General features: G+C 52.3%; 29 protein-coding genes and 1 tRNA gene. 10 read left to right on the plus strand and 20 right to left on the minus strand.

Features of this window, described 5'->3' with window-relative positions; all coding sequences use genetic code 11:
* Positions 1-116 precede the first annotated feature (116 nt).
* A complete protein-coding gene (locus KNP60_RS13205; protein WP_214755055.1) occupies positions 117-530 on the minus strand; it encodes a hypothetical protein in 414 nt (137 codons plus the stop codon).
* Between the two features lie 75 nt (positions 531-605).
* On the opposite strand from KNP60_RS13205, the gene KNP60_RS13210 reads away from it, so the two are divergent.
* On the plus strand, positions 606-1013 hold the full coding sequence (locus KNP60_RS13210) for a hypothetical protein (protein ID WP_214797649.1): 408 nt from the start codon (positions 606-608) through the stop codon (positions 1011-1013).
* 41 nt (positions 1014-1054) lie between these two features.
* On the opposite strand, the gene KNP60_RS13215 is transcribed toward KNP60_RS13210, so the two are convergent.
* The 3 genes from KNP60_RS13215 to KNP60_RS13225 form a co-directional block, all read right to left on the minus strand.
* On the minus strand, positions 1055-1813 hold the full coding sequence (locus KNP60_RS13215) for a DUF817 domain-containing protein (RefSeq protein WP_138859450.1): 759 nt from the start codon (positions 1811-1813) through the stop codon (positions 1055-1057).
* Positions 1814-1822: 9 nt separating this feature from the next.
* Complete coding sequence (locus KNP60_RS13220; protein ID WP_214791365.1) at positions 1823-2683, minus strand: metal-dependent hydrolase; 861 nt, start codon at positions 2681-2683, stop codon at positions 1823-1825.
* Between the two features lie 219 nt (positions 2684-2902).
* Positions 2903-3898 carry a helix-turn-helix transcriptional regulator gene (locus KNP60_RS13225; RefSeq protein WP_034777546.1) on the minus strand — a complete coding sequence of 332 codons (996 nt, stop codon included), beginning with the start codon at positions 3896-3898 and terminating at the stop codon, positions 2903-2905.
* Between the two features lie 115 nt (positions 3899-4013).
* On the opposite strand from KNP60_RS13225, the gene KNP60_RS13230 reads away from it, so the two are divergent.
* Entirely contained in the window at positions 4014-4859 is an 846-nt protein-coding gene (locus KNP60_RS13230) for an alpha/beta fold hydrolase (protein WP_214755045.1), read from the plus strand.
* A gap of 22 nt (positions 4860-4881) precedes the next feature.
* Here the strand turns inward: KNP60_RS13230 and KNP60_RS13235 are convergent, their stop codons facing one another.
* The 9 genes from KNP60_RS13235 to KNP60_RS13275 form a co-directional block, all read right to left on the minus strand.
* Positions 4882-5301 carry a YhfM domain-containing protein gene (locus tag KNP60_RS13235; protein ID WP_214797650.1) on the minus strand — a complete coding sequence of 140 codons (420 nt, stop codon included), beginning with the start codon at positions 5299-5301 and terminating at the stop codon, positions 4882-4884.
* 73 nt (positions 5302-5374) lie between these two features.
* Positions 5375-5791: a YhfM domain-containing protein gene (locus tag KNP60_RS13240; RefSeq protein ID WP_138859454.1), complete on the minus strand. Its 417-nt coding sequence runs from the start codon at positions 5789-5791 to the stop codon at positions 5375-5377.
* A gap of 81 nt (positions 5792-5872) precedes the next feature.
* On the minus strand, positions 5873-6160 hold the full coding sequence (locus KNP60_RS13245; RefSeq protein ID WP_214764002.1) for a hypothetical protein: 288 nt from the start codon (positions 6158-6160) through the stop codon (positions 5873-5875).
* A 107-nt stretch (positions 6161-6267) separates the two neighbouring features.
* On the minus strand, positions 6268-7686 hold the full coding sequence (locus tag KNP60_RS13250) for a sucrose-6-phosphate hydrolase (protein WP_214797651.1): 1419 nt from the start codon (positions 7684-7686) through the stop codon (positions 6268-6270).
* 18 nt (positions 7687-7704) lie between these two features.
* Positions 7705-9135, minus strand: a complete 1431-nt coding sequence (locus tag KNP60_RS13255) for a sucrose-specific PTS transporter subunit IIBC (RefSeq protein ID WP_214797652.1) — start codon at positions 9133-9135, stop codon at positions 7705-7707.
* A complete protein-coding gene (locus KNP60_RS13260) occupies positions 9132-10076 on the minus strand; it encodes a carbohydrate kinase family protein (protein WP_214797653.1) in 945 nt (314 codons plus the stop codon). The genes KNP60_RS13255 and KNP60_RS13260 overlap by 4 nt, the downstream gene beginning before the upstream one ends.
* A 109-nt stretch (positions 10077-10185) precedes the next feature.
* Positions 10186-11175 carry a LacI family DNA-binding transcriptional regulator gene (locus KNP60_RS13265; RefSeq protein ID WP_214797654.1) on the minus strand — a complete coding sequence of 330 codons (990 nt, stop codon included), beginning with the start codon at positions 11173-11175 and terminating at the stop codon, positions 10186-10188.
* Between the two features lie 47 nt (positions 11176-11222).
* Positions 11223-11699 carry a GNAT family N-acetyltransferase gene (locus tag KNP60_RS13270; protein WP_138859460.1) on the minus strand — a complete coding sequence of 159 codons (477 nt, stop codon included), beginning with the start codon at positions 11697-11699 and terminating at the stop codon, positions 11223-11225.
* Positions 11700-11785: 86 nt separating this feature from the next.
* A complete protein-coding gene (locus KNP60_RS13275) occupies positions 11786-12649 on the minus strand; it encodes a cation diffusion facilitator family transporter (protein WP_214763998.1) in 864 nt (287 codons plus the stop codon).
* Positions 12650-12830: 181 nt separating this feature from the next.
* Here KNP60_RS13275 and KNP60_RS13280 point away from each other — a divergent pair, with 181 nt between their 5' ends.
* The 4 genes from KNP60_RS13280 (at position 12831) to KNP60_RS13295 (ending at position 16664) form a co-directional block, all read left to right on the plus strand.
* The gene (locus KNP60_RS13280; RefSeq protein WP_021067357.1) at positions 12831-13142 is read left to right on the plus strand and encodes a hypothetical protein; all 312 of its coding nucleotides are present in this window, start codon (positions 12831-12833) and stop codon (positions 13140-13142) included.
* A gap of 38 nt (positions 13143-13180) precedes the next feature.
* Positions 13181-13966 carry a class I SAM-dependent methyltransferase gene (locus KNP60_RS13285; protein WP_214708658.1) on the plus strand — a complete coding sequence of 262 codons (786 nt, stop codon included), beginning with the start codon at positions 13181-13183 and terminating at the stop codon, positions 13964-13966.
* 144 nt (positions 13967-14110) lie between these two features.
* The gene (locus KNP60_RS13290) at positions 14111-16483 is read left to right on the plus strand and encodes an immune inhibitor A domain-containing protein (RefSeq protein WP_214797655.1); all 2373 of its coding nucleotides are present in this window, start codon (positions 14111-14113) and stop codon (positions 16481-16483) included.
* 110 nt (positions 16484-16593) lie between these two features.
* Positions 16594-16664: transfer RNA gene (locus KNP60_RS13295), tRNA-Thr, on the plus strand.
* A gap of 146 nt (positions 16665-16810) precedes the next feature.
* Here the strand turns inward: KNP60_RS13295 and KNP60_RS13300 are convergent.
* Positions 16811-17974, minus strand: coding sequence for a tyrosine-type recombinase/integrase (locus KNP60_RS13300; protein ID WP_214797656.1), 1164 nt, complete (start codon positions 17972-17974; stop codon positions 16811-16813).
* A gap of 196 nt (positions 17975-18170) precedes the next feature.
* Here KNP60_RS13300 and KNP60_RS13305 point away from each other — a divergent pair, with 196 nt between their 5' ends.
* From KNP60_RS13305 to KNP60_RS13315, 3 genes are read left to right on the plus strand one after another with little or no spacing between them, the layout of a single operon-like run.
* Entirely contained in the window at positions 18171-18329 is a 159-nt protein-coding gene (locus KNP60_RS13305) for a hypothetical protein (RefSeq protein ID WP_214797657.1), read from the plus strand.
* Positions 18330-18373: 44 nt separating this feature from the next.
* A complete protein-coding gene (locus tag KNP60_RS13310; RefSeq protein WP_214797658.1) occupies positions 18374-18649 on the plus strand; it encodes a hypothetical protein in 276 nt (91 codons plus the stop codon).
* Positions 18646-18870: a hypothetical protein gene (locus KNP60_RS13315; RefSeq protein ID WP_214797659.1), complete on the plus strand. Its 225-nt coding sequence runs from the start codon at positions 18646-18648 to the stop codon at positions 18868-18870. Before KNP60_RS13310 ends, KNP60_RS13315 begins: the two co-directional genes overlap by 4 nt.
* Positions 18871-18906: 36 nt before the next feature.
* Here the strand turns inward: KNP60_RS13315 and KNP60_RS13320 are convergent, their stop codons facing one another.
* The 6 genes from KNP60_RS13320 to xerA all read right to left on the minus strand — a co-directional run bounded on the left by KNP60_RS13320 (position 18907) and on the right by xerA (position 22369).
* A complete protein-coding gene (locus KNP60_RS13320) occupies positions 18907-19731 on the minus strand; it encodes an N-acetylmuramoyl-L-alanine amidase (protein WP_214797660.1) in 825 nt (274 codons plus the stop codon).
* A complete protein-coding gene (locus KNP60_RS13325; RefSeq protein ID WP_214797661.1) occupies positions 19728-20003 on the minus strand; it encodes a phage holin in 276 nt (91 codons plus the stop codon). The genes KNP60_RS13320 and KNP60_RS13325 overlap by 4 nt, the downstream gene beginning before the upstream one ends.
* A gap of 11 nt (positions 20004-20014) precedes the next feature.
* Positions 20015-20455, minus strand: a complete 441-nt coding sequence (locus KNP60_RS13330; RefSeq protein WP_214797662.1) for a hypothetical protein — start codon at positions 20453-20455, stop codon at positions 20015-20017.
* Positions 20456-20522: 67 nt separating this feature from the next.
* Positions 20523-21098 (minus strand): hypothetical protein, encoded by a 576-nt coding sequence (locus tag KNP60_RS13335; RefSeq protein ID WP_214797663.1) that lies wholly within the window; start codon positions 21096-21098, stop codon positions 20523-20525.
* A gap of 12 nt (positions 21099-21110) precedes the next feature.
* Positions 21111-21323, minus strand: a complete 213-nt coding sequence (locus tag KNP60_RS13340; protein WP_214797664.1) for a hypothetical protein — start codon at positions 21321-21323, stop codon at positions 21111-21113.
* Between the two features lie 56 nt (positions 21324-21379).
* Positions 21380-22369 (minus strand): site-specific tyrosine recombinase/integron integrase, encoded by a 990-nt coding sequence (gene xerA / locus KNP60_RS13345; protein WP_214797665.1) that lies wholly within the window; start codon positions 22367-22369, stop codon positions 21380-21382.
* Positions 22370-22477: 108 nt separating this feature from the next.
* On the opposite strand from xerA, the gene KNP60_RS13350 reads away from it, so the two are divergent.
* Positions 22478-22651, plus strand: coding sequence for a CopG family ribbon-helix-helix protein (locus tag KNP60_RS13350; protein WP_214797666.1), 174 nt, complete (start codon positions 22478-22480; stop codon positions 22649-22651).
* Position 22652 lies beyond the last annotated feature (1 nt).

A 22652-nucleotide genomic window follows, 5' to 3' on the forward strand; every position in this document is an offset into this window, starting at 1 on the left:
GAATTATGCTATCTTTAAATTACGCACATACTCTGAGACAACTTTAAATGTGCTAGCTACATTGAACACCCCAATCAATAAGCAAATAAAAAGTATTCCTTCATGAAAGGAACACCTTAGTATGTTGAAAATAGAACGTCACCATCTTCAGACCGTAACTCATAGTCGACGAGCGTCTTCAACTCCTGCGTGAGCGTGATTGTGCATTCATATTCAATACCAGGACCGAACGGGATATCGGGACGATTGCGCGTTTCGTGCGGTACGCCATTCAAATATACATCGATATCACGGGCTTTAGCACCGTTATCGATTATATAGCACATTCCCGTCTCTGTCTTGTAGCGACTATGAATCCGATCATATGTATCTGGAACCGTCACGAGCAACACTAGAATGACTAGCACGAGCGACCCAATAGACGCAAACAACTTTCCTAACTTTCGTCCTCTCCACCATTGGACGAAATACATGATCGTCGCACCCATAAGTGCGAGCGCAATACACCAAAACCCAATTATATCAATCAAACTTATCACCTCATCTTTTTATACGGGTGCTGCCAGACAAAGTTTCATCACCATTTCATTTTCAAGGAGACCTTCATGACACACTTTCTCAAATTACAAAACCTCTCCATCCTGCTCGCGCTCACCCTACTCTTAAACATTCAACTGCTCGCCAACAGCGGACGGCTCTATCTGATAATGGATAACATTTATATACTAATCATCGTCTCTATCGCTCTGGCTTCACTCATCTTATTCACGCGGATCCTCATCAAACTTGTCAGGCGTCTCGAAGCTTCAACATGGAACCTATCCCTATACGTGTTATGGTTTCCTTATTTGGCGCTGTTCACTTATGTCTGGACGCGAATCGTCCCCGCTCCGAATGAAGCGGCATGGCCAAGTCCGGCCGTCGGGCTATTAATTATCGCGCTCACATTCACCTTCCCGCTCTATGTGTTCATCGTCCATATGGTCGCCCGCTCCAAACAACGAACGACGTAACCAAAAAACGTGTGCAACCCGAAGCGGGTGCACACGTTTTTTCATGAGAGCTCCTGTCTTCGTTTCTGCCACGCCACGAGCAAGATGCTGATGATGACGAGCAGGAACCACGACGACAGCTTGCCGAGGTCAACGAGCGCCCAACCGCTCAACTGGTTCGGATATGCCCAACCGTTGTAGAACGTGACGATATTTTCCGCGAACCAGATGAAGCAGGCAATCAAAAAGAAGGCGACGACGACGGGCATCGTGAAACGGCGGTCGTCGAGCCGGTACGTGACGATGGCACGGCCGAAGACGAGAAAGACGAGACCAATCAACACCCAGCGCAAATCGAGCCAAATGTGATGCCAAAAGAAGTTGAAATAGATGGCGATTCCCAGGCCGAACGCGATGAGCGGTGGAGGCATCTTGAGAAACTCCAAATCAAGGCGGCGCCACGACTGGACGACGTAGCTGCCGACGCTCGCATACATGAACCCCGCATAGAGCGGGACGCCGAACCATTTCGTCAACGCCTCGTCGGGATAGCTCCATGACCCCATCTGGACTTTGAACAGCTCGAGGCCGAGCCCGATAACGTGGAACCAACTGATGACCTTCACTTCTTCCATCGTCTCGAGCCCGGTCTTGACGAGCACGACTTGGACGAATAGGCACCAAATGAGGAGGACGTCGTAACGCGGAATCGGAAAGTCGAACCATTTCGTCAACGCGAGCGCCCCGAAGATGGCGACCGGGAAGATGCAACTGAGTGCCTGTTCGTAACCGAAGATGAACAAATAACGGATGCGCCGCATCGTAATCACCTACAATTCGATGTATTCGTAAAGGAATGACGACTCACCGTCAAAGAAGCGCGGATCGTAGAGGCCGAGCCGCTCATCATCCTCGACGACGACAACGAACGGGGACCACTGTTTGAGCGTGATCGCTTCTTTATTTTCGGCGAAGAGCGGATTCAAATCGGCATCGTCCGCACTCGTCAACTCGTATTGGACCTCGGGTTCTTGATAGACCGAGTCACTGTAAATCGACACCGACTCATCGGTCTTTGTGACGACCGTGAACTGGGTCGGGATGAACGAGGCCGACAGCGCCACTTCATCGTGATCGGCGGCATACGACTGATACAAGTACGCCCCTTGCGCACTTTGAATCAAGACGTGCACGACGATCACTGCCCAGGCGTAGCGATACACCGTATGACTGATGTCAGTTCGCCGTGCGATCAGCCAGGCGACGAGGAAAATGCCCCAATAGACGAAATCAACGATCGGGATGACACCGAACGTGACCCGGACATCCGATAACGGTTCGAAGTAACCCGTCCCCCAGGCGTTGAACAAGTCTGCCGTGTTATGGATGAACACGGACAAGAGCGCCCACCAGAAGTAACGGATATCGGTCACCTTGAACAAGAGGCGCACGAGTATGTAAATGAGTAGCGCGAACAACGGGACGAGGAAAATCGAATGAGTGATGCCGCGGTGCCACATCTGATACATCCCTTCCGTGTCCCATAACCGCGAGATGACGTCACTATCTGGGATTTGGCTCCCGACGAGCGTCGTGACGAACAAAGCACGTTTTTCGTTTTTCTGAAGCTCTCGCTTGTCGGCCGCCCCGTAGAGCGTCAGACCGAACAGCGTATGTGTGATGGTGTCCACCGGTCTCCTCCTTTTGGACGGAAAAGACATCCCCCTCATGACGAGAAGGATGTCCGTCCTAGCTTATTTCTCTTGGTCCATTTTCATGGCGCGTCTTGCGACGACAGCGACAAAAATGACAGCGACAATCGGAATGATTAATGGCATCCAATCTAACATCCGCCTGTCCCCCTTCTACAAGTGTCGCAAGCAGTATATCATACCTTCATTTCAATCGTTTCAGTGAATGCTCGCCTTCGCATATCGTTCGGCCATCGCCTCGATCGTCTCGCGCAAATGGTCGCGGAGCGTGATTGGTTCGAGCACCTCGACTTGCGTGCCGAGCGACAAGAGCCAGAAGACGAACCCGTCGGATACGGCCGCATCGAAGCGGATGAGGAAGCGTTCTCCGTCTTGAGTAATCGAGACGTCTTCGCCGAGCTTGTCGAAGATGACCGGGAGGACGCGCTCGTCGACGGCAAGGACGATTTCCTCGTCGAGCCCGTTGTACATATTGAACGACTTTTGGAAGTAGTCATCCGGCAAATGATGTTTCATGCGCGGCGTATCATCCTCGACAATCTCTGAGTTGACGATGCGGTCGACGCGATAGTTTCGGATTTCCCCGATCGACTCATCGATGCCAATCAAATAATATTGCTCATGGTTCCAGTGCAAGTCAATCGGATTGACGACATAACGCTCGCCGTCACGGCGAAGCGGGAACGTTCGCTTCGTGGCGTCAAAGCCGACGACGTCCGTATATTGGAACGAGATTGCCTTTTGTTCTTGGATCGCGCGCTGGATGCGATCGATATGGTAAGGAATCTGTCCGTGTTTCTTCTTCGGTGTCTTGATGATCGACTGGAGCGTTTCCGCTTCCGGAATACTCGTCAGTTTTTGAAGCTTTTCGACGATCCGCTCTGTCACGTCCTCCGAGATGAACTTCGCCGCGACGATGGCGTCGACCATCATCCGGAGCTCATGGATTTCAAACAAACGGGCCGAATGCCAATATTTTTTGGCGAGGCCGTTCTTCTCGAGCTCATCCTGCACCTCGAACCCCGAATCGGTCAATGCTTGGATGTCGTCTTTCACTGATTTTTTTGCTAACTTAGAAGTATCTCCGATCGTAGATAAATATTCGAGCAAGTCTTCTAACGTCTTTGGATGATTATCATCTGTGTGGCGTTCGAAAAACCGTCTCACCTCGAGTAACCTTTCTCGGTTGTTCACGGTTTAATCCCCTTTCACTTCTCTATGTAAAATATGTATAAACAGACAGTAGCATGTTATTTCCATGAAATAAAGGTATTTTCCATTACAAATCGTTTAAGGAGGCCCTTCCGCAGTGAAACATTACGCGCACGTCAACGGCACGAAAATCGAATATATGGACCGCGGTCATGGTCCGGTCATCGTTCTGATTCATGGGACCCAATCATCGAGCCTCGAACCGTACCATGTGGACCGGCTCGTCGTGTCCGGTTTTCGGGTCATAGTCCCATCCCGTCCCGGCTACGGTGAGACTCCGTACTCATTTTCAGCTTCACCGCAAGCGTTCGCCACCAACCTACGTCATTTGATGGAAATCATGGCAATCGATCGGTATCACGTGTACGGCATTTCGGCCGGTGGCCCGACGGCAATCGAGCTCGCATCGCAGAACGACCACGCGCTCAGCCTTACGCTCGCTGCCGCTGTGACGAGCGTCGTCGACTTCCCCTATCGGCAATACATCAGCCGTAACGTCGCTCAGCCTGCGTTCATCGCGCTGCAATTTGCGATGAAACAGTTCGTCGCCCGCGCCATTCAAAAACAACCGTTCGAGGCGACGGCCCGCATGATTCAATCGACGAGCCTGCTCGCACTCGATGTCATCCGCGACGAAGTGACCCCGTACGATATCTTCCTATTGAAACGAGTCGCTAGCCAAATGGCGTTCGGTCTTGGTGCCCAGTTTGACCTGCGGCAACAAGTGACCGATGAAGCGCTGCTCGGGGTGACGTGCCCGACGTATATCGTCCACTCCAAAAATGACAAGGCCGTGCCGGTCCGCCACGCGCATCACGCGAAACGGCTCATCCCGCACGCCCAGCTCACCATCTTGAACAGCCCCGGCCATTTGATTTGGATTGGTCGTCAAGCACGGAAGAGCGAGCAACAGATTGAACGCTTTATCCGCTTCAACTCATAAGACGCCATTCTAGGCGTCTTTTTTAGTCGCCTGGTTCGAGCAGATTGATCAATTTTTCCGTCACGTCAGCCGGAAGGCGGTAGCCGATATTTGTGTCGTCCGCGTCATAAAGACTGCTTGCCGACTTCGCATCATCGTTGAGCCAAAGGTAATAGCGGTCCGTCTCCCCGTCCTCGAAGCGGATTTCGATATCGTATTCCGGCCCAACCACATTGGCGACACCTGGAATTTCGTCTGCCTCACGCAGCATGTCTTCGAACACTCGAATCGATTCCGGTTCGTCGAACGTGACGATATCGCGCTCTTGAAAACTGCTGAATCCGTCCGATTCCGAGACGCGGACTTCTTCAATCCCATCCGTCCGAAAATCGTTCGAGCCACAACCGGTCAACGTAAGGGCTAACGTGAAAAGAGCAAAGACTGACATATGTCTTCGTTTCATAAAAGGGGCTCCTTTAACTGTGTTTGGTAGCTATACGTAATTCAAAAAAAGTTACACATCACACGTCAATCACTTACTCGTCCACCCCGAGCACTTGAATCAACTGATTCGTCATATCTCTCGACACGCGATAGATGAGATGCGGATGCGTCACATCCATCAAAAAGCTCGGTTGATGTTTCTGTCCGAGCCAAAGATGATACTGTGCCATCATCCCGCCCTTCCAATGAAGCTCCAAGTCAAAGTCCGGTTCCCCGTGAATGGAATCTTCGAGCGCATCATCTGCATTACGCAGCATGTCCGCGAACGATCTCACTTTTTCGATTCCATTGAACATGATGAAATCTGTCTCATTGAACGAACCAATTCCTGACGACTCAGCAACTCTCGCTTGAATCATCTCTTCTCTATTCAACTCATTCTCCTCTGAGTTCATAAATGCTTTGAACATCGCCGAAGCCCCTGTGAAGATTGCCCGATCTAGTTTCATGTCCATCACCCCATTCATGTTGATCGTTATCTTTTACGAAAATCCGGACGAAAGGTTTCACAAATTTTGACATCGGATCATTCAGGCCTGTTTTCGCATTCGCTCCAAGAAAATCGGCAATATGTTCAATAGAATCGAGATGCTCGTTAAGACCCACCACGCTCGTCCCATACCTGGTATGACATCCGCCAACGCACTCCAATCCTCCGCTTCGACCCAGACTGATAAATAGCTGTAATCTGCACACACCGTCAATGCGGTCAAGGACAACGCAATCGCCATCGGTAGCTTATAGTCTTTCCCGATGCTGAACGTATACAAATTGACCAGTGTCGCCCCAATCGCGAGCAATCCTAAAACCATCCACATGTAAACCATCCCCTATACCATATGTAATTTATTCCCTATTTCTAGAATAGCATATAGAGTTCATTCTGTAGGTAAACAAAAAAGCCAAGCCGAAGCTCAGCTCTTCCTTATTGATACGTCCAACCGGTCAGGCTCGCAGTCGCGCCTTCGTAACGCAACTGTTTCTCGAGCTCGCTCGGGAAGAGACGGAGCGTGGCGACCGACTCACCGTCATTGACGAAGCATTCGACACTTGACGAGTCGACGAACACGTGAAGCGACGTCACATGAATCGCTTTCGTCCGTGTCGTGCCAAACTCGGTCGCGAACGGCTCTCCGGCATTCGTCCGGTCGATCGTCAATTCGCCTGCCGTCGCGTCGTAACGAATGACGAGTGACTCATTCTCGACCTGAAGCAGGTCGAGCGTGAAGTCTGACCCATCCGTTTTCACCTCAAGCTCATACCGGTCCGGTGTCGCGACGCTGATTGATGTGCCGGACGCGTCGAGGAATGTGTCTTGGCGAAGCGTTGTCATCTCCGCCACCGGACGCTGCTTGAGCATCCCTTCCTCAATTGTGAGCACACGCGGTAACGTCAAGGCGTGGGCCCAACCGAAGCGGTCCGTCGGATACTCGATTTCAGGGAGTCCCATCCAACCGACGAGAACGCGTCGTCCGTCCTGTTCTGTCGTCTGTGGGGCGTAAAAATCAAACCCGAAGTCGAGCTCCTCGAACGCTCCGTGGGTGAATGTTAACGTCTCAACGTCGAGCTTGCCGATCAAGAACCCAGACTGATAGATGTTGTGATAGCGATGCCCGTCCGGTTCAATCCCTTGCGGCGAGAAGACGAGGACGTGCTGCCCGTTCAGTTCGAACACGTCAGGACATTCCCACATGTAGCCGAACGAATCGAGTCCCGTCTTGATTTCACCGAGGAACGTCCAATCATCCAAGTCGACCGAGCGATACAAGACGACGCAACCCGTCTCGTCCGTACGTTGTGCGCCGACGACGGCGTAATAGGCGCCGTCCTCGAGCCACACTTTCGGGTCACGGAAATGTTCCGTGTACCCGGCCGGCACGTCCGGAATCGCGACATTGCGACGTTCGATCAAGCCATCCCGCAACACGCCGAGCACTTGCGAGGCGTGACGCGTCCAGTCATCCGTCCGGTGATTGCCCGTGTACATGACGTGGAGTTCCCCGTCTTTCACGAACCCGCTGCCTGAATAGGCACCGTGTGAATCTTCGGTCGTCTCCGGGACTAACGCCACCCCGCGGTCCGTCCACGTGACGAGGTCGGGTGATGTGACATGATACCAGTGTTTGAGACCGTGTACCGGTCCGAGCGGGAACCACTGATAGAACATGTGATATTCCCCGTTGTAATACGTGAATCCGTTCGGGTCGTTCAGGAGTCCCGTCGGCGGTTGGATATGGTATCCGAACCGCCACGGGGAAGCTGCCGTCTTCGTGCGGAGCGTCTCCATCTCGAGGGCACTCACGTCACGTAACGAGCGGTAACGCTCTGCCTTCGTCCAACTCATAACATCACTTCCTTTTCATTATGCTGCTTGTTTGACTGCTTCTTTTTTCGCTTGGCGTTTCGCGAGCACGAACGTCAATCCGAAGGCAACCGCGAAGGCGATAGCCATACCGATGATATACGAGACGATCGATGCCGGTGCGATTGAGATGATCCCTGGAAGACCTGCCGCACCGAGGGCAACGGCGAGGACTTCACGTCCGACGATGAACGCCGAGGCGACGCCTGAACCGATGATGGCCGCGATGAACGGATAACGAAGTTTCAAGTTGACCCCGAACATTGCCGGTTCCGTGATGCCGAGGAGTGCCGAGATCCCAGATGCTGAAGCGACACCTTTCATCTTTTGGTCACGTGTCAAGAAGAAGACAGCGAGTGTGGCCGCACCTTGCGCGACGTTCGACATGGCTGCGATTGGGAAGATGAATGATCCACCCGTACGTGCGATATCGGCAAGAAGTTGTGTCTCGATGGCGATGAAACTGTGGTGCATCCCTGTGATGACGATCGGTGCGTACAAGAGACCCATGACGAGACCGCCGAAGAAGCCGAGTGAGTCGTACGTCCAAACGAGACCGTCGATGATCAAGTTACCCGCTTCGCGTGTGATCGGTCCGACGAAGGCGAACGTGACGAACGCCGTAATGAGGAGCGAGAGGAGCGGTGTGAGCAAGATATCGAGTGATGCTGGCATGAATTTACGGATATTGATTTCAAGTTTCGACAAGATATAAGCGGATACGAGGACCGGTAAAACTTGTCCTTGGTAACCGAGCTTCTCGATTTCAAAGCCGAGAATGTTCCAAACCGGGATATCACCGACCGTCGCTTGGGCGTAGGCATTGACGAGATCCGGGTGAACCATGATCATCCCGAGCGCAGCGCCGAGGTACGGATTACCCCCAAACCGCTTGGCGGCGGAGAACCCGATCAAGACGGGCAGGAAGACGAAGGCGGCGTTGGCGAACGTGTTGATCATCGCGGCGAGATCGGCGATGCCTGGGTACTGATCGATGAGTGAGCTTCCTTCGAAGAACAAATCAGGTGCCGTGAGCAAGTTGTTGATCCCCATCAAGAGACCACCGGCGACGATGGCCGGGATGATTGGGACGAAGATATCCGACAACATTTTGACGAACTGTTGGAGCGGGTTGCCTTTCTTCGCGCCGGCCGACTTGACGTCGCTTGTCGACATATCGCCGAGGCCTGTCAATTGGGCGAACTCAGCGTACACCTTGTTAACCGTACCTGCACCGATGATGATTTGGTACTGGCCACCGGTCGAGAACGTTCCTTTGACGACGTCGAGGGCGTCAAGTTTCTTCTCGTCGACTTTCGATTCGTCGTTCAAGACGAGGCGGAGCCGGGTCGCACAGTGGGCCGCGGCGGCGACGTTGTCTTTCCCGCCGAGAGCCTCTAAAATCGCTTCTGCTTCTTGTCTGTAGTTCATGCTGGTTTCCCTCCTAGCGTTTCAAGCACGCGTTGTTGTGTTGGTATGGCTGGAATCGCGCCGTATGCCGTGCACGTCAAAGCGCCGGTCACATTCGCGTATTCGATATCCTTCAGTAAGCGCTCGTCATCGATTCCTAGAGTCGCTAAGCGATACAAGTAGGCGCCCACAAAGGCGTCACCCGCTCCCGTCGAATCGACGCTTTCAATTTTCACTGAAGCGATGACGTCTTTGACGTCTTTCGTCGCAATCAGTGTCCCGCGCGAGCCGAGTGTGATGGCGATCCGTTTCGCACCCGTTTCGAGAAGCGACGCGATCGCTTCGTCTAAATCGTCAAGCCCAGTCAACAAGTGCGCTTCTTCCTCGCTCAACTTGACGAAGTCCGCTTCGGCGATGAAATGGAGCGAATCTTGTTTGAACGCCTCGAGGTCGGTCACGAGCGCGTCGCGGTAGTTCGGGTCGAACGAGACGAACAGGCCGTCACGCTTGGCGAACTGGAGCAGTTTAAAGTAGGCGTTCTTTAACTCGCCGTCGAGGAGTGCCGTCGCCGATCCGAAATGGACGATGTCTCCAGGCTTGAAGGCCGACAAGTCAATCGACTCGAAGGCATAGTCGCCATCGCTGCCGCGTCGGAACGTGAAATCTCGTTCCCCGTCTTCTTGAATCGACACGAATGCGAACGTCGTGTCACCTTCCTCCACCAAGTTTTCGACGCCGACGCCGTTGTCGACGAGCGTCTGTTTTAAAAAGCGTCCGAACGGGTCTGCCCCGACTTGACCGAGGAAACTCGAATTTCCTCCGTGTTTACTGACGACCGCCGCGACGTTTGCCGGTGCGCCCCCCGCTTTCTTCACGAATGTCGTCCCGTTGACGAGGTCGCTCGATGCGTCCTCGCAAACCCAATCAATCAATAGTTCACCAATGCAATGTACGGTGTTCATCCGTCCACCTCCATATCTGAATGTCGTGCTTCGTGTCATTTATCGAACCGGTTCCAAAAACAAATAAAAAATGTTGCGGAACCGGTTCCGCAACACAAATGTAATCGATTTAATTTAAAATGTCAACGCTTTCTCGCAGTTTTAATTCAAAAGTTGTGAACGTTTTCATCGGGATGGTTTCGCCTGTTAACAATTGGAGAATCATGTCAGCCGCACGAGACCCTGTCCGACGGTATGGAAGATGCACCGTCGTGATCGCTGGATGGAGCACTTCGGTGAAATCATAGCCGCCGAATCCGCTCACCGAGATATCCACCGGCACCGATTTTCCGCCATTGGCGAGCCCTTTCAAGACACCGAGGGCGATGTTGTCGGTCGCACAGACGATGAGCGTCGCGTCATCGGTCGCCTCGGCGATCCGTTCCCCGATTGGGATGGCATCCTCGATCTTGAACGTCGTCGTATACGTCGTCACGTTCGCTCCGGCTTCCTTGAATGCATGGAGAAAACCGTCACGCCGTGCCTGTCCGACGGCGATGTCGTATGGACCGACACCGACATATAGGACGTCACGGTGCCCCCAGTCCATGAACTGCTTACCGAGGGCGAACGCCGCATCGTAGTCGGGATAGACGAGGCTATGGACCTGTTCATGCTCTTGACCGATCAATAGGACCGGAATTTGGATATCGTTGATCGCCTGCAAGTGCCGCGGCGTCACGGTCGTCCCGAGCCAGATGATGCCGGCCACTTTCTGCTTTGCCAAATTATACAACTGCTCGATCTCGCGTTCGGTCTGTTGGGCCGTGTTAACGACAAGCATTTGATAACCGCGCTCGGTCAACCGCTCGTCGATGCCCATCATCGTACGCGAAGCCGCATAGGAATCAAGACGAGGGACGATGACACCAATCATTTTCGTCTGTTTCGACTTTAAGCTTTGCGCAAACTGGTTCGGTTCATAGTTCGTCTCTTGAATGACCCGTTCGATTTTCTCGCGTGTCGCTTGTCCGACCGAACCCCCGTTCAAATAACGAGAGACGGTACTTTTGGCGACCCCGGCAAGTTTGGCGATGTCGTTGATTGTCACTTGTTTCATCGGTAAAACCTCCATACGAAAAAACTGACGCGTCAGACGCCGTCAGTTCAGTGGTTGATTACATATCGCTTCTTAAAGTTTAAATAGTAAAGGCCGTTCCGTTTCTCGAAGCCGTTCTTCTCAAGGACACGGCGTACCGCTTCCTGATGTGGACTCGTCGGCGGGATGCCGGCGCGGACGGTATGTCCTTCTCTTAAGTCGGATTGTTCGAGCGCGAGGCGCAAGCCTTCTGTCGCATAGCCATTGCCCTTGAAGGCGTCGAACACCATCAAATCGAGCTGATAGACGCGAGCGAGTTTCAAGAGTAACACTTTTCCGACGATTTGCCCGTCAACGAGGAGATCATAATAGAAGTCCTCCCCATAACTATGCTCATCGGCCGAGTATACCTGCTCTGCCCCCATCTCGACAAAGATGCCTTTTAACTCTTCGGCTGAGATGCCGTAAGAACTTTGACCATATTTTTTAAAATGCTCATATTCGATCTCATCAATCTGACGAATAGGTTGACGCACGATTTCCATCCCGTGCCCTCCTTAACAGTTATCTCATAGTCTTTCCAAACTCATTATATACGAACGGCGCCGTGAAGCGCAAAAGATAACCGAAATCAGACCGGTTCAATGTGAATATGGACCGAATCGACAGCATGATGTTCGTCGAGCTCCCGTTCGATGTCATCACACAAATCGTGCGCCTCCTCGACGGTGAGGCTTCCTTCGACGGCAATCGTCACATCGAGCATGACGTGATTGCCGAGGTGACGTCCTTTGATTTCACGGACTTCCTTGACGGCATCGAAATGTTGGATCGTCTCTTCATACGAATCGACAAGGTCCGGCGGGAATCCGTCAGAGAGCTGATGTGTCGCATCGAGAAAGATTTGAATCGCGGTCCGGATGATCATTCCCGCAATCAAGACGGCGAGAACCGTATCCATCCAAGGCAATTTGAAGTAAGCGAAGAGAACGCCGAGCGTAGCCCCGATCGAGATCATGGCATCGGCCAAATTATCTTTCGCGGCCGCTTTCAAGGCGAGCGACCGGGTTTTCTTGGCCAAGTTCGAATTGTACGCATACACGCCGAACATGACAAGTGCACTTAAGAACGCGACGACAGCAGCAAGCGGATTCGGTTCGACGTATTCACCACCGATTAGAGTGGCGATGCTGTTCAATAGAACGAACACCCCGACGGCGACCATGATCAGCGAAGCGACGAGCGCGGCGAGCGTCTCCATTTTGGCGTGACCGTATTTGTGTTCGGCGTCTCGGGGCAGTGCGGCGATGCGAATGCCGATATAGACGGCGATTGATGCGATGATGTCGGTCGTATTATTGAATCCGTCGGCGAGGACGGCCTCCGAATTGTACACCAAACCGAAGACGACTTTTAATACAGATAAGACCAAATACGTCGTGATCGATAAAATGGCGCCTTTAAGCGCTTTTGGTGGATGAGTTGTCGACTGCATCCGACCACCTCCTTTTTAGCTAAGTCAGTATACCAGTTGAGATTCATGTGGGCATAGAGAAACAGTGTTTCCCACAGCCAATAAAAATGGAATATATTCCCGGTAGTTTCGTTGTTCGAAAATTATGGTAAAGTAAATGGGAAGAGACAACAGGGTTATCCCCATAAAAGAGGTGAAACAAATGTTTACGGAACGTGATGGAATCAAGCTTCGGTTGGAACAAATTGACAGATTGCTCGCTGATTTGAACCGAGAAGCAAAACAATTGATGGCTCGTCTACGCGAACTCGACGCAAGCGGTGAAAACCCGCATGAGGTCACCCTCAAGCCGGAAGATCGTGACACGCTCAAATCGTCAATCGACGAAACGCTCGAGGCGCTCCAGAGCCGTTCGAAACGCCCGATTAACCCGAACGACGAGAAGAAGAAAGAACTTGCCTCCCACAAGGCACTCATCGACGAGTTATCGGATTTACTCAGCAAGAAAAAATGAGACGCTTCTGCGTCTCATTTTTTCAGTAAGGAGAAACTATGACTTATATCGTTACAACTTGTTTACGCCCGACTGAGGCAACCATCGAACGGGCCGAGGCCCATGCGGCGACTTATGGCGCCCATTTCGTCACCCGTCGCAAACATTCCATCGACACGTTAAAACAACGTCACCATGCCGGGGTGCTCGTATTTGATAAACGTCGCGTCGAATACACCCCTCTCGCCGGAGATGAACCGTTCTTTTTCCACCCATCGAGCTCGGTGTTCCGTGTGAAGCAGCTTGCGCGTGGGGGGAACGATCCGCTCGTCGATGCCGCCGCAATCAAACCGGGTGACCGGGTCCTCGACTGTACGCTCGGGCTCGGCTCCGACAGTATCGTCCTCAGTCATGCCGTCGGTCCGTCGGGTCGCGCCGTCGGGATCGAGAGCGAATTTGTCACAGCGATGCTCGTCAAGGAAGGGCTAACCGTTTGGGAAGAAAAAGAGCCCGCCGTCAATGAGGCGATGCGTCGGCTCGAGGTCGTTTGGACGGATGCCCTCACCTATTTGAAGACATGCCCGGACGATTCATTCGATGTCGTCTACTTCGACCCAATGTTCGAAAAGACGATTTCAGAATCGGTTCACTTGAACCCATTACGATCCCTCGCCAACACGAATCCGCTGTCTCTTGAACTCATGATGGAGGCCCGTCGTGTTGCATCCAGACGAATTGTCCTAAAGGCTCACTTTGAGAGTGAGACGTTTGAAACGTTTGGTTTTAAAAGGATTGTTCGTAAAACATCCAAATTTCATTACGGCATCATCGATGTAGAGACTTGACCCCTTAGGTCTTTAGGACCATTCGGGACGAAAGTCTCTTTTTTAAGTTATTATTTTCTGAATATTGACATTAATCAGACACAAGTTTAACGTTGGATTCAAGCTCACACAATTTCCCATTATTTTCACAGGAGGTTAGTACAAATGAAAAAACGTTCCATCCGTCGTACGACGCTCGCCGTCGCATTGACATCGGTCATGAGCGTCAGTGCGATCCCGGCCGTCGGTGCCGCTCCACTCGCCGCCTCACCGTTGCCAACCCCAAGCTCGACCGCTCCATTCGATCACAACATCATCGATGAGGATCGGCTCGCCAAAGCGCTCGAGAAACGAGGCGTCATCAAAAAAGGGCTTTCGGCCACCGAGCGCCAAAAGGCCGTCGATGCCTATATCGAGAAGAAGCAAGGCAATGCGAAAGACGTCCATAAGCACGGCTTGAACGATAAAGCCGCTGAAGCGAAAGAGAAGATACATAACCAATTCGAGAAAGAATCGAAACGTCTCCTCGACAAAGCGAAAAAAGGACAAGCGAACTATCGAAAAGGCAAGCCGAACGGCCAAGTGAAAGTCGACCCGGCCAAGCAAGCTGGCTATAACGGCGCCGTCCGTGAAGACAAAGTCCTCGTCCTTCTCGTCGAGTACAGCGACTTCAAACATAACAACGTCGTTCAAGAAGAAGGTTATCTCTATAGCGACAACTTTAGTAAAGAACACTACGAGCAATACATGTTCGGCGACGAATCGTTCGAACTGTTCAACGGTGAGAAAGTCCAAACGTTCAAGCAGTATTATGAAGAACAGTCGGGCGGCAGTTACACGGTCGACGGCACTGTCTCAGACTGGTTGACCGTACCGGGCACAGCGAAAGATTACGGCGGTGACAATCCGGCCGGCGGGAATGACAACATCGGGCCAGGTCCGCGTCAACTCGTTAAAGACACGTTGAACGCGGCGGTCGCTTCAGGCATGGACCTCGCCGAATACGATCAGTACGATTTATATGACCTCGACGGTGACGGCGACTTCAACGAGCCGGACGGCTTGGTCGACCACTTGATGATCATCCATGCTGGTACCGGCCAAGAAGCTGGTGGCGGTGTCCTCGGTGACGATGCAGTCTGGTCACACCGTTGGGTCGTCGGCAACAGCCCTTACCGCGTAGCAGGTACGGAAGCAGCTGTCCCATACTGGGGCGGTCAAATGGCGGCATTCGATTACACAATCCAACCTGAAGACGGCGCAGTCGGCGTCTTCGCTCACGAATACGGTCACGACCTCGGTCTTCCAGATGAGTACGATACACAGTACACAGGTCAAGGCGAACCGGTCCAATCATGGTCAATCATGAGCGGCGGCAGCTGGGCTGGTAAAGTGGCGGGTACAGAGCCAACGAGCTTCTCGCCACAAAACAAAGAGTACTTCCAAAAATTGATGGGCGGCAACTGGGCGAACATCACGGAAGTTGACCTTGAAGACATCACGCAACAAGGTTTTGTTTCGAAACTCGATCAATCGGTGACGAAATCAACCAACCCTGGATTGTTGAAAGTGAACCTTCCAGACAAGAAAGTAAAAGGCATCGAACCAGAATACGGCGAGTATTACTACTACTCGACAAAAGGCGATAACTTGCATACTGAACTCTCGACACCGACGGTCAAACTTGGAGCGGACGGTACACTCGCTTTCGACACACGTTTCGATATCGAGTTTGACTACGACTACTTGTACGTGAAAGCACTCAGCGGCGGCAAAGAAGTCGTCCTTGACGTCTACGGCGATGACAACACTGGAAACGGTGCGGAATCGACGAACGGCGCTTGGGTGAACAAATCGTACGACTTGTCACAGTTCGCTGATCAAGACGTACAAATCGTCTTCGAATACGTGACGGACGGTGGTCTTGCCCTTGAAGGGTTCGCCCTCGACAACTTGTCGATCACGTCAAGCGGACAATCGCTCCTCGCTGACGATGCGGAAGGCGCAGAGAAAGTCACGCTCGACGGCTTCGTCAAGTCGGACGGCTATGATTCGAAACCGCACTACTACTACCTCGAGTGGCGCAACCATGAAGGCGCTGACACTGGTCTCTTGAACGGCCGTGGCGTCAAGTACAACACAGGTCTCGTTGTCTGGTATGCGGATGATTCGTTCTCAGACAACTGGGTCGGCATCCATCCGGGTGAAGGTTTCCTCGGTGTCGTCGACTCGCACCCTGAGGCACTTATCGGCAACTTGAACGGTCAAGACACAGTCGCTGGCAGCACGCGTTACCAGATCGCAGACGCGGCGTTCAGCTTAGACAAGACGCTCCCTTGGTACATCGATTCACCGAGCCGTGGCATCTATGACTACAAAGCTCAACCAGGCGTGAAACAGTTCAACGACGCCAACACGTACATCAACTCGCTCATCCCAGATGCGGGCCGTAAACTTCCACAATACGGTCTCGTCGTCGACGTCGTCGGCGAAGCGAAAGACAACTCGGCTGGAGCAGTTTGGGTCCGGACGAAGTAAGCTTGATTCAACGCACCCCCGCCCTTCTCACAATGAGGAGGACGGGGGTCTTATTATTCTAAAAAAGCTTGAAATTTCATGACAGACTGTGTAACATACTAGATGTAACCGCCTCTGTAGGTTAGTGGCAGACCTCAGCAATGGTAATGCTGCAGCACGAGTTCGATTCTCGTCGGAGGCATCAAGAATACCGCTCAACCAAGCGTTTCACGGCACTTCCTGTTTATGACAGGAGGTGCTTTCTTTTTTTCATTGCACAGAAATTGCACAGTTTCACGATTTTCGTGTTGTCGACAAGACTAAATGATTTGTCGAACGATTGTTATCTCAATCAACGGTTTTGTGTTCCATCATGGCACCGAACGTCTCGGCCGTCTGCTTCTGTAGCGTCATCGTGACGTGCGTGTACATATCCATCGTGACACTAATATCTTTATGGCCCAACCGTTCCTGGACGACCTTAGGATGTTCACCAAGTTCAAGCAAGAGCGTCGCGTGAGTATGACGTAAATCGTGAATACGGAAACCTTCCGCCAACCCTTTGCGTCGCAGGACACGTTTATGCCACTGACGCAGATACGATCGGTGCCGTGGCTTCCCTTCTACCGTCAAGAAGATGAGGTCGACGAACTCGGGATTTGGTTCGTCGCGTAGTTGCTTCATCAGAAACATCCATTGCATCTTGTACCCTTTGAGCGTGCGTACCAATTCACTCGAGATTGTGACATGACGGACGCGCTGGTTTTTCGTGCCGTCGAGGGTATAGCGCTTCTCTTTCGAACTATACGACAGGGAACGTCCCACACGGATCGTTCCGCTCTCGAAGTCGATGTCTGCCCATCGGAGGGCCAACACTTCGCTGATGCGCATCCCAGTGTATGCTGCAGTCTTCAAGGCTACGTAGTTACCGTGGCTTGACTCCTCTTCTGCAAGTGCTTTGCAACCGTCCAAGTACGAGGCGAGTTGAAGTGAGGTGAAGGTTTGAATCTCCTTCTTCGGTGTACGCATCTGCTTGATGACGCTCACCGGATTTTCAGCTACGTATTTGTTTCGTGTCGCATACGTGAACAGAGAGGACAGGATGTTCCGGTACGTGTTGACCGTCTCGGCTGTCAGTCCCTCTTGTTGAAGCGAGCGGAGGAACAGTCGTACGTCCCTCGTGGTGATTTCGCTGATGATTCGTTCGTCATACTCTTTAAGCATCCGGTTCATACGAGCCGCGTAACTGTTCCGGGTGTTGACCGCGAGTTCAGCGACATGTTCGGCCATCCATTCGTTCACCACGTCTGAGAACAGCAAGGGCTCGTCACTCCGTTCGACCTCGTCGAATTCCCCGGCTTCGAATTGTTTAATCCATTTCGCCACTTTCGACTGGATGTCACGTTTCGTCTTAGCGGTCACGTACTTTTGGATTCGATTACCCATATTGTTGTACCCAAGCGATACGCGGGTATAATACGTTTTCTTCTTTTCGTCATAATGAATGTTCATCATCATCCCCCTACTCTACCTGTGCATGAGAGTAAGCGATTCAATCCTACTCCATTCACACCTTTACTACAATCTTACACGATTTTACAGAACGTTTGTTCCTATATTTATGACATATTGGGAAAGGTTTTCCTTCTATATAATGCGGGAATAAATCATTATGTCGGTCGTCTAGTCAACTAGATAGGAGGGAGTCATGAAAATTGCGGTCATCGGTGGGACCCAAGTGGCGATTAGTGGCACGAAGAAGGAAGTCGAGGAGTTACTTCGAAAAATTCACGCGGTGACGGTGGAGCAAACGGGCTCGGTCACCAAGTACGTGACGCAGGATAAACGAATGACGTTGGCGAAGTGAGCTCTCGACAGAGGGCTTTTTATTATGTACATGGGGGAATCCATATGTGGACCATCATCGACCAACGCATCGTGCCCGTCTCGCTCTGGGGCGACTATCGGGCGACACGACAACTGTACGCTTCGTTCGGCAAGAATGACGTCTTTCTCGGAGGGGCGGACCAACCGCTCGTCGTCCTGACACCGCTTGACGCACATACATACCGACTCACGGCCGTGGACTTCGACCCGGCGCACTTCGACGACCTATGGCATCTCGACCGAGGCAATCAGAAAGGCTCGCTCCGACGTTTCCTTGAAGCGAACGGGGTGCTGAGATGACGCGGTATAAGTGGCCCGTCCGTCGGGCGAACGAACAGGAATTGGCATGGATCCATGAGCGATTGACGCGTGGGCTTGAGACGCAAGACATCATCTTCAGTGTGGAGAAGATATTGAAAGAGCGTGTGCTGCTGCATGTCCGGAGCGAAGACGAGCTGTTCAGCGTCTATCTGAATTTCAGGACAGGCCGGTTCTCGATGCCGAAAGAATTGGTGCAATAAAAAAGACCCCACTCAAAGCGAGTGGGGTTTCGTCGTTCAGTGGCGAATCAATTTCACATGCACTTCGCCGTATTTCGAGAGCAAGAAGCGTTGGCGCTTCTCCGCGTCTTCCATTGACTTGTACTGCTTGTCATAGCGTAGCTTGCCGTCCTCCTGCACATAGAGCACGTTGAAGCCCTTGATGTCTCCGGCTTTCGGCTTGTCTTCGACGACTGGCTCCGGTGCCTTCTCAGGCTCTGGCGGTTTGACCGCAGGCTTGACGATAGTCGGCTTGCTTTCGGGTACGTACGGGACACGATAGAACTCACAGACGGCTTTCGCAATCTCGACGGCGCACTCTTTTTGGAACGCCGGCGCAATCATAAGCAACGCCTCGCGGTTGTTGTCCATGAATCCGAGCTCGAACAGGACGGCCGGCATCTTCGTGTTTGCCGTAACGTAGAGCTGTTGTTTCACGACACCGCGATTCTTTTGTATGGTCCCATTGGCAAGGTGCTTGATGGCAATCTCGGCGAACTTCTGGCTCTGACCGCCCGACGGGTCGATGTGGGCGCTGAAACCTTCCGGGTCTTTGCCGGGTCCATCGAACTTGCCGTCTAGCGCGTTGTAATGGATCGAGATGAACAGGTCCGCTTTCGCGTCGTTCGCGACCTTGACTCGAGAAGCGAGCGAGTGGTCGGCGTCTCCTGGCGCGGTGAGCACCGTCTTGAAGCCACAACGTTTCAATTCAGCGTCCAGTAACTTCTTCACGGCTCGGTTGAACTCGTTCTCATGGATGAAGCGACCGATTTCCGGGATGAACGGCGTCCGCTTCCCGGCCGTCTGCATCCCATGACCGTCATCGAGTGCGATCAGTTTCATAAATCTTCCTCCTTCGTCACGGTGACTTCTTCCTTCACGCGTTTCACTTGGTCATGAATCAGTTGCGCTTCCTGCGCTGTTTGCGTGACGTTGTTGTTCTTCCACCACACGTAAAGCGTCCCGACAGCCCCGATGACCGTGTTCACGGCGGCTGTGACGTCCTCATCACTGAATGGCATAGGATTGTAACCCATCGACAAGAGAAAGGCGTTGACGAGCGCATAGAACGGCACGACGAGGCGTGCGAAAGCGGCGATTCGTTGATTGTCCATAGTTGTCCTCCTCATTGTCCGAGTAGCTGCAACAGGGCTGCGACGACGAGTGCGATGACGCCCCCTGCCCCGGCCGCCTTGCCGAACCACTCCCAAAAGCGCTGCGACTTCTTGTCCGACACTTCGAGCGTCGCTTTCTTGTAATCGTATTCGAGTGCGGTCGACGCCTGCTTCTGGCCCGTCATCTGTTCGATGAGCAGGAACAGCTTGTCTGTCGTTCCGCGCATCGTCTCACGGGTCTCGCGGTTCTCTGAATAGATGACGTTCTTCAATTCGAGCTGGTTCTTCTCAATCAGCTCAATCTTGCTGTGAAAGTCGTCCTGATCGTCGCGCATTCGACTCAACTCCTCGTCGATGACCTTCAACCGACCTTCGTGATCTTCGATGACCCGTTGATGATCGGAAACTTGTTGGCGTAACAACTCCACGTCTTCCACCTTCCTTCCTTCCAAATGATGACCCCCTTGATGTGATGTGTGCTGCGTGTGGGTAAAAGAAAAGCGCCCCGAGAGGAGCGCCTTATTCCATATACAACAGATAAATGTCGAGCATGGCCGTCCCGTCACTGGGATTCGGGAATGCCGAAGTCAATTCATTGACCCATAGTCGGACACGGATCGAATGCGGTCCAGTCAGTCCGGAAATATCAATCGATTGTGTCCGGCGTGAAAACGTCGTCGAGGTGTTAATGGAGGCGACGACGGTCGAACCGTTCAAGACTTGCAACTGCCCCGTCTTCTCAATGTTGTTACCGATAGTCTCCCAGTCGATGATCAATGTGTTGAAGGGGGTCAAGTCGTAAGCACTCGACGTGGTGATATACGCCTCCTGCGGGTCGATGATGTTCGCTGTCGCCTCGAGGTGCGTGTGGTCCTCGTCCGGTACGATGAATGCGTTAGCGGACGAATATTCCACAAATGATACGCTGTACGTGTCTCCGCTGACGAGCGTGAGGACGTACTGCTTGAACGTTCGCCACGCACCTGCCACGATACCTTTCGGGACAACGCGCTGACGCCATACGCCCGCCACCTTGACCCATACGTTGTGACAGGGCTTCCAGACGCCACCTACCTTGACATAGGTCTGTCTCATGTAATCAGCCCCTTAATCATATTGGAAGTAGACGTCCCCATCCGCGCCGCCCGAAGGTGCTGCGGTTCCGAATGTGATTTTCCGCCGATTCTCGGCTGGGAGAGCGTCCTGCTTGTTGCCCCATGTCGCCTTCTCCGGCGGGGTGACGTGGATCGTCGAATCATCGACATGATCCTGCACACCCTCTAGACCTTCGACCATGTTTTGCGTAACTTTGTTTGGCATCACTTTACCTCCTTTGAATAAAAGAGGCGCCCTGTTCAGGCGCCCGGTGATTGATATTATTGAACCAAGAACTTCTTGTGCTGTTCCCGCTTCTTTTCTTGCGTGAGCTGTGCATAAATCTGCGTCGTCGATGGGTTCTCGTGACCGAGCAATGCTTGAACCGCCGTGATGTCGGCACCGTTGTTGAGCGTCAACGTGGCGAACGTGTGACGCATCGTGTGCGGGCTCACCTTTTTCTCGAGGCCCGCTTGTTGGGCGATCACCTTGATTTCACGTTGGATTCCCCGTTTTGAGAGACGGCCGTGGGGTTTCCGTTCGGACACCATAAGCGCTGGGTTGTCATCTGTACGTGATTTGAGATACTTTTCAAGATGATACATGGCCTTATAGCTGAAATAGACCTCACGTTCCTTGTCACCCTTACCGATGACCTTACAGCTTTTCGCATGGTAATCGATGTCGTTCCGGTCAAGTCGTTGAATCTCTGACAAGCGACAGCCTGTGGCGTACATAATCTCGAGGAATGCGCGTTGCCGGTTCGTCTCGCACGCTTCACGAAGCATCTCCAACTCCTCGATGGACAACGCTTTAGGTAGTCGTTTTTCTTTCTTCGGTGTCTTCAACTTCTTCGACGGGTCGCGCATGAGATAATCCTCGTTCGTGAGCCATCCGAAGAACGACTTGAACACGGTCAGTTTCCGTCCGAGCGAGCTCATCTTGAGATGCGGGAACGTCGACAGGTGGTTCCGAAGGTCCGCTGTCGTGATCTCGTCCGTTCGCTTCTTGATGTCGCGGGCAAAAATGCGCAGGTCACGGGCATAGTTGTCGAGCGTGAGCTCACTTAACCCTTCAAGCCGTTTCGCTGAGAGGAAGAGGTGAATCTTGTCCTCGAGGTCCGGATGCACCTCGGTCGGTTCGACTTTGGTAACACTATAGTTGGCGAGTAGCTTCGACAGGTCGCCTTTGCAGCGTTCGACGTTGACCGGGACGAGGCTCGAGATGTAGTTGACGACATCATTCAAGAACTGCTCGTTTGCCGTTTGCATATTTTATCCCTCCAATTAAAGTTATATAACTTATATATAAATTAGCAGGCATTTTGCTAGTTGTCAATATAACTTATATAACCTATAATTCGAGTAGGAGGGATGAATATGGCTATCGATAAAACTAAGAACTCACAGATCCTCATCACGCTGCCGAACGAGATGGTCGAACGAATCGAGTCGTATTGGCATGATCAGAAGTTGAAGAGCCGAAGCGAAGCGATTCGGACCCTTATCGAAAACGCATTAGACGAACAGCAGAAAGAGCGACCTGGTCGATGAC

Source organism: Exiguobacterium sp. s5 (genome assembly GCF_018618075.1).
GTDB lineage: Bacteria > Bacillota > Bacilli > Exiguobacteriales > Exiguobacteriaceae > Exiguobacterium > Exiguobacterium mexicanum_A.

Bases quoted from the DNA above. Each gene is read 5' to 3' on its own strand.
- KNP60_RS13210 (WP_214797649.1), top strand. From the start codon at position 606: ATGACACACTTTCTCAAATTACAAAACCTCTCCATCCTGCTCGCGCTC.
- KNP60_RS13215 (WP_138859450.1), bottom strand. From the start codon at position 1,813: ATGCGGCGCATCCGTTATTTGTTCATCTTCGGTTACGAACAGGCACTC.
- KNP60_RS13235 (WP_214797650.1), bottom strand. From the start codon at position 5,301: ATGAAACGAAGACATATGTCAGTCTTTGCTCTTTTCACGTTAGCCCTT.
- KNP60_RS13240 (WP_138859454.1), bottom strand. From the start codon at position 5,791: ATGAAACTAGATCGGGCAATCTTCACAGGGGCTTCGGCGATGTTCAAA.
- KNP60_RS13245 (WP_214764002.1), bottom strand. From the start codon at position 6,160: ATGTGGATGGTTTTAGGATTGCTCGCGATTGGGGCGACACTGGTCAAT.
- KNP60_RS13250 (WP_214797651.1), bottom strand. From the start codon at position 7,686: ATGAGTTGGACGAAGGCAGAGCGTTACCGCTCGTTACGTGACGTGAGT.
- KNP60_RS13255 (WP_214797652.1), bottom strand. From the start codon at position 9,135: ATGAACTACAGACAAGAAGCAGAAGCGATTTTAGAGGCTCTCGGCGGG.
- KNP60_RS13260 (WP_214797653.1), bottom strand. From the start codon at position 10,076: ATGAACACCGTACATTGCATTGGTGAACTATTGATTGATTGGGTTTGC.
- KNP60_RS13265 (WP_214797654.1), bottom strand. From the start codon at position 11,175: ATGAAACAAGTGACAATCAACGACATCGCCAAACTTGCCGGGGTCGCC.
- KNP60_RS13270 (WP_138859460.1), bottom strand. From the start codon at position 11,699: ATGGAAATCGTGCGTCAACCTATTCGTCAGATTGATGAGATCGAATAT.
- KNP60_RS13275 (WP_214763998.1), bottom strand. From the start codon at position 12,649: ATGCAGTCGACAACTCATCCACCAAAAGCGCTTAAAGGCGCCATTTTA.
- KNP60_RS13280 (WP_021067357.1), top strand. From the start codon at position 12,831: ATGTTTACGGAACGTGATGGAATCAAGCTTCGGTTGGAACAAATTGAC.
- KNP60_RS13285 (WP_214708658.1), top strand. From the start codon at position 13,181: ATGACTTATATCGTTACAACTTGTTTACGCCCGACTGAGGCAACCATC.
- KNP60_RS13290 (WP_214797655.1), top strand. From the start codon at position 14,111: ATGAAAAAACGTTCCATCCGTCGTACGACGCTCGCCGTCGCATTGACA.
- KNP60_RS13300 (WP_214797656.1), bottom strand. From the start codon at position 17,974: ATGAACATTCATTATGACGAAAAGAAGAAAACGTATTATACCCGCGTA.
- KNP60_RS13305 (WP_214797657.1), top strand. From the start codon at position 18,171: ATGAAAATTGCGGTCATCGGTGGGACCCAAGTGGCGATTAGTGGCACG.
- KNP60_RS13310 (WP_214797658.1), top strand. From the start codon at position 18,374: ATGTGGACCATCATCGACCAACGCATCGTGCCCGTCTCGCTCTGGGGC.
- KNP60_RS13315 (WP_214797659.1), top strand. From the start codon at position 18,646: ATGACGCGGTATAAGTGGCCCGTCCGTCGGGCGAACGAACAGGAATTG.
- KNP60_RS13320 (WP_214797660.1), bottom strand. From the start codon at position 19,731: ATGAAACTGATCGCACTCGATGACGGTCATGGGATGCAGACGGCCGGG.
- KNP60_RS13325 (WP_214797661.1), bottom strand. From the start codon at position 20,003: ATGGACAATCAACGAATCGCCGCTTTCGCACGCCTCGTCGTGCCGTTC.
- KNP60_RS13335 (WP_214797663.1), bottom strand. From the start codon at position 21,098: ATGAGACAGACCTATGTCAAGGTAGGTGGCGTCTGGAAGCCCTGTCAC.
- KNP60_RS13340 (WP_214797664.1), bottom strand. From the start codon at position 21,323: ATGCCAAACAAAGTTACGCAAAACATGGTCGAAGGTCTAGAGGGTGTG.
- xerA (WP_214797665.1), bottom strand. From the start codon at position 22,369: ATGCAAACGGCAAACGAGCAGTTCTTGAATGATGTCGTCAACTACATC.
- KNP60_RS13350 (WP_214797666.1), top strand. From the start codon at position 22,478: ATGGCTATCGATAAAACTAAGAACTCACAGATCCTCATCACGCTGCCG.